11 protein-coding genes are annotated in these 13,003 nt (G+C 48.0%); 7 read left to right on the top strand and 4 right to left on the bottom strand.

Going from position 1 to position 13,003, the window contains the following annotated elements:
• Positions 1–182 precede the first annotated feature (182 nt).
• Genes alaS through PK629_11665 form a run of 6 tightly spaced genes read left to right on the top strand, consistent with a single transcriptional unit; the run spans position 183 to position 7,521 of the window.
• Entirely contained in the window at positions 183–2,813 is a 2,631-nt protein-coding gene (gene alaS, locus PK629_11690) for an alanine--tRNA ligase (GenBank protein HOP12137.1), read from the top strand.
• Between the two features lie 7 nt (positions 2,814–2,820).
• Positions 2,821–3,159 (top strand): histidine triad nucleotide-binding protein, encoded by a 339-nt coding sequence (locus PK629_11685; GenBank protein HOP12136.1) that lies wholly within the window; start codon positions 2,821–2,823, stop codon positions 3,157–3,159.
• 21 nt (positions 3,160–3,180) lie between these two features.
• Positions 3,181–3,720, top strand: a complete 540-nt coding sequence (locus PK629_11680; GenBank protein HOP12135.1) for a phosphoribosyltransferase family protein — start codon at positions 3,181–3,183, stop codon at positions 3,718–3,720.
• A 2-nt stretch (positions 3,721–3,722) separates the two neighbouring features.
• Entirely contained in the window at positions 3,723–5,891 is a 2,169-nt protein-coding gene (locus PK629_11675) for a ComEC/Rec2 family competence protein (protein HOP12134.1), read from the top strand.
• 12 nt (positions 5,892–5,903) lie between these two features.
• Positions 5,904–6,938 carry a DNA polymerase III subunit delta gene (gene holA, locus PK629_11670; GenBank protein HOP12133.1) on the top strand — a complete coding sequence of 345 codons (1,035 nt, stop codon included), beginning with the start codon at positions 5,904–5,906 and terminating at the stop codon, positions 6,936–6,938.
• A gap of 1 nt (position 6,939) precedes the next feature.
• The gene (locus tag PK629_11665; protein HOP12132.1) at positions 6,940–7,521 is read left to right on the top strand and encodes a DUF4093 domain-containing protein; all 582 of its coding nucleotides are present in this window, start codon (positions 6,940–6,942) and stop codon (positions 7,519–7,521) included.
• On the opposite strand, the gene PK629_11660 is transcribed toward PK629_11665, so the two are convergent.
• The 4 genes from PK629_11660 to PK629_11645 form a co-directional block, all read right to left on the bottom strand.
• Positions 7,496–7,903, bottom strand: coding sequence for a hypothetical protein (locus PK629_11660; GenBank protein HOP12131.1), 408 nt, complete (start codon positions 7,901–7,903; stop codon positions 7,496–7,498). The genes PK629_11665 and PK629_11660 overlap by 26 nt on opposite strands.
• On the bottom strand, positions 7,884–8,918 hold the full coding sequence (locus PK629_11655; protein ID HOP12130.1) for a phosphodiester glycosidase family protein: 1,035 nt from the start codon (positions 8,916–8,918) through the stop codon (positions 7,884–7,886). The genes PK629_11660 and PK629_11655 overlap by 20 nt, the downstream gene beginning before the upstream one ends.
• 3 nt (positions 8,919–8,921) lie before the next feature.
• Positions 8,922–9,968 carry a bifunctional glycosyltransferase family 2/GtrA family protein gene (locus PK629_11650; protein HOP12129.1) on the bottom strand — a complete coding sequence of 349 codons (1,047 nt, stop codon included), beginning with the start codon at positions 9,966–9,968 and terminating at the stop codon, positions 8,922–8,924.
• 142 nt (positions 9,969–10,110) lie between these two features.
• On the bottom strand, positions 10,111–10,722 hold the full coding sequence (locus PK629_11645) for a TetR-like C-terminal domain-containing protein (GenBank protein ID HOP12128.1): 612 nt from the start codon (positions 10,720–10,722) through the stop codon (positions 10,111–10,113).
• 196 nt (positions 10,723–10,918) lie between these two features.
• On the opposite strand from PK629_11645, the gene PK629_11640 reads away from it, so the two are divergent.
• The gene (locus PK629_11640) at positions 10,919–12,991 is read left to right on the top strand and encodes an MMPL family transporter (GenBank protein HOP12127.1); all 2,073 of its coding nucleotides are present in this window, start codon (positions 10,919–10,921) and stop codon (positions 12,989–12,991) included.
• Positions 12,992–13,003: the final 12 nt, after the last annotated feature.

The following is a 13,003-nucleotide window of genomic DNA, read 5'->3' as shown; positions in this document are numbered from 1 at the left end:
CGCTACTCTTTTTTTCCTCCTCCCTTTTGTAACACATCAATTGTAATCCTACAATAGATCTGCCCTGTTAAACGTTTTTACTATTGACAAAAAGCGCTTGATAATGATATAATTTTTCTTTGTGAAACCGACCGAGAACGGGTACAGGACGTCCCGTTGAACTGAAAGGAATGGTCCCATAGATGAAATGGTTAGGTCTTAACGAGCTGCGTGAGATTTATCTCTCATTTTTCGAGAGTAAGGGGCATCTGAGAATGCCCAGCGCACCGCTGCTTCCGTCCGATGACAAAAGCTTGCTGTTGATTAACGCCGGCATGGCGCCGTTTAAAAAGTATTTTTCGGGTCAAGCAGAACCGCCGCGCCGCCGTCTGACTTCCTGCCAAAAATGCGTGCGCGTCAACGACATCGAAAACGTCGGCATCACCGCACGCCACGGCACATATTTTGAAATGCTGGGCAATTTCTCGTTTGGCGATTATTTCAAACGCGAAGCGTTGACTTGGTCGTGGGAATTCTGCACCAAAGTGCTTGAGATGCCGCCCGAGCGGCTGTGGGCTTCAATTTATACCAAAGACGACGAGGCCTTTGACATCTGGACAAAGGAGATCGGCCTGCCCGCCGAACGCATCGTACGGCTGGACGACAACTTCTGGGAGATCGGCACCGGACCCTGCGGCCCCGACTCCGAAATTTATTTTGACCGTGGCCCCGAATACGGCTGCGGCAGTCCCGACTGCAAACCCGGCTGCGACTGCGACCGGTATATGGAGGTTTGGAACAACGTCTTTACCCAGTTCGACTCCGACGGCAACGGAAATTACACTGAACTTGAACATAAAAATATTGACACCGGCATGGGTCTTGAACGCCTCGCCTGTATTTTTCAAGGCGTTAACAGTCTATTCGAAGTTGACACAGTCCGAAAAATTCTCGACCATGTCTGCCGAATCGCCGGTATTCAATATAAAGACAACGCCAAAAAAGATATCTCGATCCGCGTGATCACCGATCATATTCGCGCAACCACTTTCCTGATCTGCGACGGCGTGCTGCCGTCCAATGAAGGCCGCGGATACGTTTTACGCCGCCTGCTGCGCAGAGCCGCCCGACACGGACGTCTGCTCGGAATCAACAAACCGTTTTTGTCCGATATCTGCGACACCGTTGTTGCCGAGAATAAAAACGCCTACCCCGAACTGGTCACACAAGCCGCATTTATCAAGCGCGTGATCACTGAAGAGGAAAAGCGTTTTAACGCCACCATCGACAGCGGTAGCCAGATGCTCGACGAATTGCTTTCCGATCTTGAAGAAGCCGGGAAAACCGTTTTAGACGGCGTCGATGCTTTTAAACTCTATGACACCTTCGGCTTCCCGATTGATCTGACCCGAGAGATCGCCGAGGAACGTAACATCACCATCGATATGGACGGTTTTAAAGTGCTGATGGAAAAACAGCGCGAGACCGCCCGTTCCGCCAGAACCAACTCCGCCATTTTGGGCTGGGAGACCAACGAAGCCGTTGCGGCACAACCCGCGACCGAATTTGTCGGTTATACACAGACCGAATTCGACTGCAACATCCTTGTCTTAATTGGAGACGGCGACTCTGTTTCCGCCGCGATGGAAGGCGAAAAGTGCGTCGTCATCTGCGATAGATCGCCATTCTACGGCGAAAGCGGCGGACAGGTCGGCAGCAAGGGCATCATCACGCAGGACGGCGGCATCTTTGAAGTCACCGATACCAAAAAAGCTCCGGGCGGACAGCTTCTGCACCACGGATTTGTTCAAAGCGGTATGATTTCAGCCGGAAAAGCGCATGCCCAAGTCGAGGACAAACGAATTCTCGCCACCATGCGCAACCACACCTCTGCGCATCTGCTTCAAGCGGCGCTGCGTAAGGTTCTTGGCGATCACGTCCATCAAGCCGGACAATTAGTCGACGAACACCGCATGCGTTTTGACTTCTGTCACTTCTCCGCCGTTTCGACAGAAGAACTTCAAAAAATCGAAACCCTCGTAAACGACGCCATTTTTGCCGCACTGCCCGTCACGGTGACCGAAATGCCGATCGATAAAGCGCGTGAAATCGGTGCGATGGCGCTGTTCGGCGAAAAATACGGCTCAACCGTCCGTGTGGTCGCGGTCAAGGGATTTTCCACAGAACTCTGCGGCGGCACCCACGTTGACAACACCGCTAAAATCGGTGCCTTTAAAATCATCTCCGAGAGTTCGGTCGCGGCCGGCGTTCGCCGTATTGAAGCGGTTACCGGAGAAAATCTGCTTGACTATTTCGCGGAAAAACAAAAATTACTCGACACTGTCAGCGAACAACTGAAACTCAAAGACAGCGCAGGTATTCCCGATAAAATCGCACATCTACTTGAAGAGAACCGCGAGCAGACCCAAAAGTTCAACAAGCTGCGTTCTTCGTTCGCGATGATTCAGATCGACGCCATGGTCTCCGGTGCGGTTAAAATCAATGATATATCATTGATTACCGCTCGCCTTGAAGACAGCGACGCCCCGATGCTGCAAGAAATGATCGAGAAACTGACCGACCGTTCCGGTGACGGAAAACTGGTGGCCGTTTTAGCCGGTATTGCCGAGGGCAAATGCCTGTTCGCGGTCGGATGCTCCAAAAAAGCGGTTGAAAGCGGTCTCAAAGCCGGCAATATTGCCCGTGCGGTCGCGCAGGTCACCGGCGGAAACGGCGGCGGTCGCCCCGATTTCGCAATGGCCGGTGCAAAAGACATGAATTTAATTGATAAGGCGCTTTCAGAAGCGAAGAATATCATATCCGCAGGTAAATAGGGGGTACATTATGGACTGTATTTTCTGCAAAATCATTGCCGGTGAGATTCCGAGCAAAAAGGTCTATGAAGACGACACAATTTTCGCCTTTTACGACATCAACCCGCAGGCCAAAATCCATGTTCTGGTGGTTCCGAAACAGCATATCTGCTGTGCCAATGCGATCAATGCCGACAACTCCGGCGCGGTTGCGGCGGTGTTCGAGGCGATTCCGAAGATTGCGAGACAACTCGGTATCGACAGTTACCGTGTAATCAACAACTGCGGTGAAAAAGCCGGACAGAGCGTTTTACACCTGCATTTCCATTTGCTTTACGACGAAAAACTCGGCGCTAAAATTCTGTGAATTTGAGGAGAGAAAATTACCATGCCTGACTATTATGAGATGACTATTGCCGGACTGAAACGGCATCTCCCGATCTGCCCGATCAACGACAAACTCGACATTGCGGCATTTATTCTGCTCGGAGATGTGGAATTAACGGTCGCCTGCGCCGAAGCTCTGTTAAAAAAAGCGCCTGAATTCGATATCATCCTGACCCCGGAGGCCAAGAGCATTACACTGGCTTATGAGATGGCCAAGATGAGCGGAAAGCCCTATCTGGTAGCCCGTAAGAGTGCGAAACTCTATATGAAAGACCCCATCTTTGTCGAAGTTAAGTCAATTACAACCGAAAACGTTCAAAAGCTTTATATTGACAGCAAAGAGGCCGCTCGGATGAAAAACAAGCGGGTTTTGGTCGTCGACGACGTCATCAGCACAGGTAAGTCCCTCGAAGCGGTTGACACACTTGTCCAAAAATCGGGCGGAAAAATCTGCGGTCAAATGGCGGTGCTTGCCGAAGGCGAAGCTGCCGAGCGCAAAGACATTCTGTTTTTGGAGCCGCTTCCTCTGTTTTTTAAATAAAAATGAAAATTCGGCTGTTCGCGTGGAGCGGTCTGGCCGGACTTGGGACCCTGATTGCGGTCGCCTATTTCGGCGGAGACCTGTCAGACATCATTGCACTCGGCGCAGGGGTTGTCCTGATCCTGACCGCCGCATTGCTGCTGTGTCTCAAACGCACACGTGAACTTCCGTTCAACTTCATATTCCTGATCATCGGACTGCTGCTTTGCGCTTTTTTTGCGCGGCAGCAGTTTGTTCGTAAACCGGTCGCCGCGCTGGCCGGGAAAACTTATATCATTACCGGATGGGTTGCGTCAGAGACTGAAAACGCCGGAAACGTCAAAAAACTCATTTTAAAAACCGAACGCGTAACCGATGAAAACGGCAATTCGGATTTTCCGCAGCATTTTACGATTTTATTATATTCCACGGAGACAGCCGCTTTCGGCGATACCGTGACCGCACAAATTGAACTGAGAACGCCATATGAATACAGAGGTTATGATTTATCTGATTATTACGCTTCGGACGGTATTTTTGTCACGGGCACCTGCTACGACGGATTCATAGACGCAATTCATACTGACGAGCACAAGATTCCGAAATTTTTGCAGTCGGTGAGAATTTTCGTGCGCACGCGAGCGGAACTCGCTTTTGACGGACGCGACAGCGCGTTTGTCAATGCTTTACTGTTGGGTGATAAATCCGATATCTCCGACGAAGATATAGACACGATCAGAGATGCGGGTGCTTCTCACCTGATTGTGGTCTCGGGTATGCACACCTCGATCCTCGCGTTCGCGTTGTTTATGTTGCTCCGGCGGCTGCGGATCGGTTATCGGATCAGCGCTGCAATCACATCGGTATTTTTGCTGTTTTATATGGCACTGCTCGGATTTGCGCCTTCAGTGACACGCGCCGGGATTATGACTATTCTGCTGTTTATCGGTCAAATCATCCTGCGCAGTTCCGATCCTCTGAACTCACTCGGAGTTGCGGTGACCGCAATGCTCTTTGTCCGACCTTATTTCTGCTTTGACGTCGGATTTTTGCTCTCGGTGAGCGCCACCTTCGGAATTCTGTTGTTTATGAACCGATATCATGAGGGCATTAAAAATTTATCGTTCAGCAAGGTTCCGAAAATATTGTCGCGGGTTACTTACTCTTTTTTGAGTTTGCTGATGGTCAGCTTTGCCGCCTCACTGTTTGTCTTACCCGTTTTACTTATTTTCTTTGATGAATTCAGCACCATGTCCCTTTTGTCTTCGTTTTTGCTGGTGCCGGTTGTGACCGCTGCTCTTCCGATATTTGTATTCACCGTTTTCGGCGCAAATATTCCCGTAATCGGTGTAATTTTAAAAGGCGCTTCCGAAATTTTGATCAATATCTTTTACTTCGTCGTGAAAAAAATTGCCGCCCTGCCCTTTTCGACCCTGCCGTCCGGCTATCGGATTTTATCGTTCGCGGTGGTCATTGCGCTTCTCGGTATTGTGATCTGCATGATTACGGGGATCATCCGAAAACAGACTCTGTTGTGTATTGTTTGTGCTGTGTTGGTTATAAGCGGTGGGGTTTTCGGACAAATCCTCCTGAATTACGAGGCCGTGACGACGGCGATTTATTCCAACGAAGACGGCAGTTCGCTTGCAATCCGAGACGGCGTGGGGTATATTATTATCGGGTGCGGAAACGACACTTACGCCAAAGAGGAACTTGCATCGCATATAAAAAAGTACAGTAAAAATGCAAATTTGCTGCTCGTTCTACCCAGTCCCCAGTCGGTTTATGCCGTCAAACCCGAAGTGTTATTAAATCTGCTCCCGGCACAGACAATTGCCGCTTTTGAACCGACCGACGAGGAAGTCGAAACGCTGATCACAGACCACATCTCGCTTGACTGTTACGGTCACGGCACCTATGAGATTTACCTGTTTGAAAACGGATTTTATGTCGAAATTTTGACCGATGATCAAAGTGCGATTCTGATCGGCGGCAACCCGAATGCCCCCCAAAAATATTACGATTACTGCTTTATTTTAGATGGAGAATGTGAATATTACCCCGACTGCGTAACACTTTTTACCGTCGCGGACTCACCGGAAACCGGCAATATCATACCGCAGGACGAACTGATGATCGTCAGAACCGGGCCGAACGGACTCTTTGTCGGTGCGGAAAATTTTTGGAACTGAACAGGAGAACACATGCGGATCGAATCGGAAGTTGAATTAAATAAACTGATAAAAGCGGAAAGCACACCGAACTTTTGGCTGTTTTTCGGTGACGAGGAATTTTTAAAGGACCGGTATGTCAAGACACTGACCGCAAAATATCTGACCGAGGAAGCCCGGCAGATCGATTTCAGCCCGTTCGATGCGCCGTTTTTGGTGATGGACGAGTTGGTTGACTGCCTGCAAAGCTTTCCGCTAATGTCTTCCTATCGCGTCGCGGTTTTAACCGGGCTTGCGCCTGATGCAATGACTTCCGAGGATTTTGAGACGCTGACTGCTGTAATTCAGGATTTGCCACCGTCTTCCGTTTTGATCATCGTCACCGCAGACGACGTGACCGAGAAACAACCACGCATGAAAAAACTGGCCACGCTCGCCGATAAAAACGGCACGGCGGTTTATTTGACCGCACGTAAAAAGAGTGACCTCGTACGGTTTGTCAAATCCGAACTGGCCAAATACAACGCCGACGCAGAAAATTTTGTTTGTTATAAGATCATCGAGCTCTGCCGACAGGACATGCAGCAGATTGAAAACGAATGCGCCAAACTGGGCGCCTATGCCGCAGGCGGTATGGTCACGCAAGCCGACGCCGAGTTTTTTATCAACCTGACGTTTGAAGAATCGGTTTTCGATCTTGTACGCAATCTGATTACCAAAAACAATCAAATCGCCGTAAAAAAGCTGAACACGCTGCTCGAAAACGGCGCGAAGCCTATCGAAGTTATCGCCGCAATCGTCAGCGGATTCACCGATTTACAAAAAGCCGCCGTTGCACAAAAAAACGGCATTCCCCTGCCCCAGGCGGCAAAGGATTTCGGCTATCCAGATCGGCAGGCCTTCCGCTTTGAACGCGCATGGAATCAGGCCAACCGGCTGCGCGGCGGCTATGCTTTGGAATGCTTGAATCTCGCTTTGGACGCCGACCGTTTTTGTAAGAGCGCCAAAGCCGATTATGAAACGGTGCTGGTCAAGCTCGTAGCCGATCTGTGCTCGGTGCCCGCTTGATATGGTTCACATCAATGAAATCATCCTTGTCGAGGGGAAATACGATAAAATCAAACTGCAAAGCGTGACCGATGCTAACATCGTCACACTTGACGGCTTTTCGGTATTTACAGACGATGAGAAAATCGATGCGCTGCGTTCGTTAGCCGATAAACGCGGATTATTGGTGCTGACTGATTCCGACGCCGCGGGTTTTAAACTGCGCGCTTTCATCAACGGGCGAATTGCGAAAGAAAAAGTTAAACATGCCTATATTCCCGACGTATTCGGCAAAGAAAAACGCAAACAGGTCTCTTCTAAAGAGGGAAAACTGGGTGTCGAGGGAATCAGCGTTTCCGTTTTGGAAGAAATCCTTACGCCGTTCGCCTCTGACCGCATCGAACCACTCCAAACGCTGACCAAGGCCGATCTATATGCTGACGGGCTTGTTGGAAGACCTGACAGCGTACAGAAACGCAGGGCATTTACCATTGCCGCCGGACTTCCGGCACGCATCGGTTCAAATGCCCTGCTCGAATTCGTCAACGCCATGCTGACCAAAGAACAATATCAAACGCTCATTGCGAATATATCAAAATTTTAATCAAATACAGCAAGATGCCGATACCGGTCAGAAAAATCCCCGCAATCCAATATACAGCCGACAGGTTTGAAGTCGTTCCATAGATCTCAAGAACCCCTGTAAAGCAACTGCCGGCCGCCAATGTCGCGATACCCGAATTATAGAGATTATAACTCACGCGCCCCGGAAAAGGCGCTTTTTTAATCAACCCGAGCAGCCCGAACATCAGTACGCCGCCGACGAACGGATAGGCGAACAGCCAAATCATCGCGTTAGAATTGACGCCGTGACTGAAATGTTCATAAACCGCACTGAAGAATGCGCAGAACGCTGTAATTCCGATATAGACCCATAAGGTCTTTTTGATTCTTGCCGTTTTATATTCAATAGCCGATGCAGACAATGTCGCTCACACTCCTTTCGGTGATTCTATTGCCGTTTGTCGTAGGGTTATTGATAACTTCCCCATTGAATACCATCGTCGAAGAGCCGCCGCCGTCGAGGTTATAAGCCGTTTGGACACCGAGAGTTTTTAAAAATTGTGCCATCTCGTAAAGAGATAATCCGGTGCTTGCGCTGGTCCTGCCGTCCGCAACCACCAGCAGATAGTGCAAATTGTCTATCATACAGATTGCCGTTCGGGGATTGCAGGTCATGGCCTTATCGACTTCCTCGTTTTTACTCACGGCGATGCTGCCGTTTTCAATCAGCGCCGGACCGAACGAGAGCACCTGGATTGCCCCACTCTGCAGCAGTTCCTGTGCGCTTGTCTGCCCCTCGGTGATGATACCGAAAGAACCATCCGCATAGATCACAAGATCCTGCTGTGAGGAGTCTGAAGCGGTGCTGCGGTATAAAACGCCGTTTCGCAGAACATATCCGTTATTTTGAGCGCCGTAGTAGTCACCGTTGATGGCCAGAATCGCATTGTTTTCCGCCGCAATCGTTGAGGTCTTCTCGGTCACATTCCGCCCGTAAATCCCCTGCGCAAATGCCGTTTTTAGATAACTGACGTCGGATACCTGAACATCCGCGACATAGATGTCAGTGTCATATTCGCGGTACTGGGTGATTGTGATGCTGATATTCGCATCCTGATAGGAATTGTCGGTGATAACCGGTGTTACAGAGGTTGTGACGGATTCTGATGACACAGAGTCGGAGGATGTGTTTTCCTGTGAATTGTTCTGCGAATCAACCGATGCAACAGACGCAGATGAGGCCTCAGATACTACCGCTGTGTTTTCCGATATCGCTGAATATACCGCAGAATATGGGGATATGCTTGTCGTCTGCAAACTCGTCCCCACGACGGCATAAGTTCTCGGAATCACAAAGGTATCCAGAACGGCATACAGCGTGAACGAGACTAATGCGATTGAATAAATAATGGCCCATTTGAAAGATTTTTTGAACATAAATTATTTCACCGTTTCACTGACACGTTTATTTTTTTTGAATATGACAAACCGCTGAATGGTCCAGCTGAAAACAAAAAATGTAATCTCCGTGAAAATCTTTGCCGCATAGCGATTGATTCCGATAACGTTCACCATGAGGGTCAGCAGCGCCGTATTGCACAACATAATGCAGGCGGCGAGGATAAAATACTGTGCACCGGTCTTGACCACACTGTCTTTGCTCTTAAAGACATAATGCTTGTTGATAGCGAAATTGGCACTCGCGCTCACGATCCGCGCCGTGATATTGGAGAACGGAATGCCGATGACCCATCCCGCAGTCAATGTGGCCAGCAAACTGTACAAGCCGTAGTCTATCAGGAACCCTGTAAACGATGAAGCGGCGAATTTAAAAATATCGCGGTAGACCCGATAGGAATCCTTGATTGTACTGAAATGGGAATGGGCGTTGTTTTCGAAATAGATCGTTTCAATCTCAACTTCCCGAAACGGGACATCGTTTCTTGAACATTCCAGCAGCATATTCATCTCATATTCATACCGCTCACCTTCGATTTGAAGCATAAAAGGGATCAACTTTGTTGAAAAAGCCCGTAGTCCGGTCTGAGTATCGCCGACCTTGACACCGGTAGACATATGAAATACAAACCGCGTAACGGTATTACCGAAGCGACTGCGCGACGGCATTTTTTTCAGTGACCGGCAGCCTAAAACCAGGCAGTTGTCGTCCGCTTCCGCTTTTTCACATACACGAATGGCGTCCTCAACTTTGTGTTGTCCATCCGCGTCCAGCGTCACCACGACGCTGTTTTGCGGGAATGTCTCTTGTATATAGGCTAACCCGGTTTTTAAGGCGCTGCCTTTTCCTTTGTTTTTCTCGTGTGCCAAAACAACGGCGTGTTTTCCCGCGGTTGAAAAAATTTGTCCGTATTGATCGCCGCTGCCGTCGTCAACAACTACTGTTTTAAAACCAGACTGTTTCAACCGCTCTGTCAAACTCACGAGCAGCTGTTCAGGTTGGTATGCGGGAACTAAGGCGATTCTCATGAAATTGCCATCCTTCTGAAAACGCATGGTTCCCTCGTCTTCGGTTTTTATTTTATTCAGTATTCATTATATTATTTTGTTGTAATTATGAATTTTATTTGATGAAACGCCAAATTTTATTTTGTTTTTAAACTTTATAGTTTTACAATTCTTTACGCGGCTTTCTGATTTGCTCATCTGATTTTAAATAGGAGTTCGGAACACCTTTTGTAATTTTGACCAACATTTCGGCAAGCGATCGAGCGGTCTTTTTCATATCCCCTTCAAGCCATTTTTGAATCATACCGACACAACCGGTAATTGTAAAGGCATAAATATAATCCGTGTCTTCCTTTTCAATGGCTTCGTTGCTGATAAGCTGGCTCAGATTTTTGTCATAGACAAACATCATGATGCGCTTTTGAAAATCCAAATCGCCCCGCTCGCCTAAAAGCAGTTTGCACAATTCGGCGTTTTCTTTGATGTACTCCAGAATCTTTTCGATCATGCCGACAAGATCGACATTCGGCTTGCTCTGCATGTAATCACTCAGATAGAAGCTGACATTTTCAAGCAGTTCCTCCTCCATCTTGCGCATTAAATCGTATTGATCGTTATAGTGCGCATAAAAGGTGGCACGGTTTATGTCGGCATTTTCACAAATTTCTTTGATTGTAATCTGCGAGATGTCTTTTTTTTCAAGTAATTTGATAAAACTATCTTTCAGGACCATTTTGGTGTATTTCACCCTGCGATCGTCTTTTCCATTTTTCATTTCGCGTCCTCCGGAAAAATTTTTATGTGATTTGTCGGTTATCGAACAGATACGTTTAAAAAGTTTAACAACAAACATTTTTTAAATATCTGTTTGTTGACTATGCATCTTACTGTTATTATACTAGATATGTAGATGTTTTGCAACAGATAATCTGTTTTTAAACATTTTGTTTATTTATTTTTAGAGGTCAAATATGAGCAAATTCACAAATTCTATCACGAAATACAAAAAAAGTATTATTACCCTGTTCATCCTTATCACCGCCGCATGTGGCATCCTCACCGGACTGGTAACCGTCAATTATGATTTAAAGGATTATCTGCCGAAAGATGCAAAGTCGACACAGGCATTGAATATTATGACGGAGGAATTCTCCGACGACCTTCCCAATGCCCGTGTGATGATCGACAACCTAACCGTACGGGAAGCGTTGGATTATAAAGAAAAACTTGCGGCGGTGGACGGTGTTTCTTCGGTCACATGGCTCGAAGATGCGGTCGGTATTGAAACGCTCGGTTCGGTACCGCTTGAATATCTGGATCAAAACATTGTTAAAAATTATTATCTTGACGGCAGTGCGCTTTTTTCGGTCGCCATCGAAAACGGCAAAGAGGAGAGCACTGTCAAAGCCCTTCGCGCACTGATCGAAGACAGCGCTTTACAATACGCCATATCGGGTGATGCCGTAAACACAGCATCCGCACAGGCCATGTCATCATCCGAGGTCTTAAAAGCGATGGCGATTCTGGTCCCCGTTATCATTTCTATTTTAATTATTTCCACGACTTCCTGGCTTGAACCGGTTTTATTTCTGCTTTCCATCGGCGTTGCGGTCGTAATCAACATGGGCACCAATTTGATTTTCGGGCAGGTCTCATTCATTTCAAATGCGGTCAGCCCCATTCTTCAGATGGCTGTCTCGCTGGACTATGCGATCTTTTTAATGCACAGTTTCAACGATCTGCGGCAGGAGTATGAGCCGCACGAAGCCATGAAGCGCGCCATTAAAAAGTCGGCATCGGCAATTTCCGCCAGCGCCGCAACAACCATAATCGGATTCGCCGCGCTTGCCTTTATGCGGTTCGGCATCGGTTTTGACATGGCGTTCACGCTGGTCAAGGGCGTTATTTTAAGTTTCGTCTCGGTGATGATCTTTTTGCCGGCACTCACGCTGGTCAGTTATAAACTGATGGACAAAACAAAACACCGGGCCTTCTTTTTCAATCTTGAAGGTGTCGGAAAAGTGCTGATGAAAATCAACACGCCGATTCTGATTCTCGCCGTGCTTGTCGCGGTACCCTGCTTTTTGGCACAGTCGAATGTCAATTTCAAATACGGTATGAGCGAACTTTCGGATGTCTCTGTCGTTGCGATGGACAATAGGGCCATCGATGAAAAATTCGGCAGCGATAACCAACTGGTGCTGCTGGTCTCAAAAGGTGACGCCGGCAGTGAGAAAGAACTATGCGAATCGCTTTCGAACGTTCCGCACGTGACCTCTGTGGTCTCCTATACCACCTCGGTCGGTTCCGAAATTCCGCCCGAATATCTGTCAGATGATGTTTCAAGCATGTTCTATTCCGAACATTATGCCCGAATCATCCTCTATACCGACACAACCGAAGAAGGCGATGAAGCGTTTGCGACGGTGCAGACGGTCGCGGATGTTGCGGCGCAATATTATGATACTTATTATCTCACGGGGCAAAGTGCCGTCCTGTACGATATCAAGACGGTTGTCTCGACCGACACGACAATTGTCAATTTGATTGCGATCATCGGTATCTTTTTGGTGTTGCTGATTACATTTCGGTCTCTGACGATTCCGCTGCTGTTGGTTTTTACCATTGAAACCGCCATCTGGATCAACCTCTCTTTTGCCTATTTCGCAGGCCAATCCTTTAATTTTATCGGATATCTGGTGATCAGCACCGTGCAGCTCGGCGCGACGGTCGACTATGCGATTCTGATGACCGACCGCTATCTGCACAAACGCAAAACCCTGCCGAAGAAAGAGGCCATGAAAGCAGCGCTCGGAAACAAGGTGCCTGCTGTTTTGACCTCTGCGGCGATTCTCTCGACCGCCGGATTCATTCTGGCGATGACATCGACCAATCCGATTGTATCGGAACTTGGTACACTGCTCGGAAGAGGCACCCTGCTGTCTTTCTTCATGGTTATTTGCGTGCTGCCGGAATTGCTGATTTTATTCGATAAGATCATTCAAAAGACCACTTTAAAATTAAAAGAGAAAAGAAGAGATTAGGAGAACATTTGA

It is taken from the genome of Oscillospiraceae bacterium, assembly GCA_035380125.1.
GTDB lineage: Bacteria > Bacillota > Clostridia > Oscillospirales > JAKOTC01 > DAOPZJ01.
The sequence above is the reverse complement of the archived record's forward strand: the minus strand, read 5'-3'. Positions and strand labels throughout refer to the sequence as shown.

What these genes read in the sequence shown, in the direction of transcription:
- PK629_11675 (HOP12134.1), top strand. Translation starts at nt 3,723, where the DNA reads ATGAAAATTCGGCTGTTCGCGTGGAGCGGTCTGGCCGGACTTGGGACC.
- PK629_11640 (HOP12127.1), top strand. Translation starts at nt 10,919, where the DNA reads ATGAGCAAATTCACAAATTCTATCACGAAATACAAAAAAAGTATTATT.
- PK629_11655 (HOP12130.1), bottom strand. Translation starts at nt 8,918, where the DNA reads ATGTTCAAAAAATCTTTCAAATGGGCCATTATTTATTCAATCGCATTA.
- PK629_11645 (HOP12128.1), bottom strand. Translation starts at nt 10,722, where the DNA reads ATGAAAAATGGAAAAGACGATCGCAGGGTGAAATACACCAAAATGGTC.
- alaS (HOP12137.1), top strand. Translation starts at nt 183, where the DNA reads ATGAAATGGTTAGGTCTTAACGAGCTGCGTGAGATTTATCTCTCATTT.
- PK629_11680 (HOP12135.1), top strand. Translation starts at nt 3,181, where the DNA reads ATGCCTGACTATTATGAGATGACTATTGCCGGACTGAAACGGCATCTC.
- PK629_11650 (HOP12129.1), bottom strand. Translation starts at nt 9,968, where the DNA reads ATGAGAATCGCCTTAGTTCCCGCATACCAACCTGAACAGCTGCTCGTG.
- holA (HOP12133.1), top strand. Translation starts at nt 5,904, where the DNA reads ATGCGGATCGAATCGGAAGTTGAATTAAATAAACTGATAAAAGCGGAA.
- PK629_11665 (HOP12132.1), top strand. Translation starts at nt 6,940, where the DNA reads ATGGTTCACATCAATGAAATCATCCTTGTCGAGGGGAAATACGATAAA.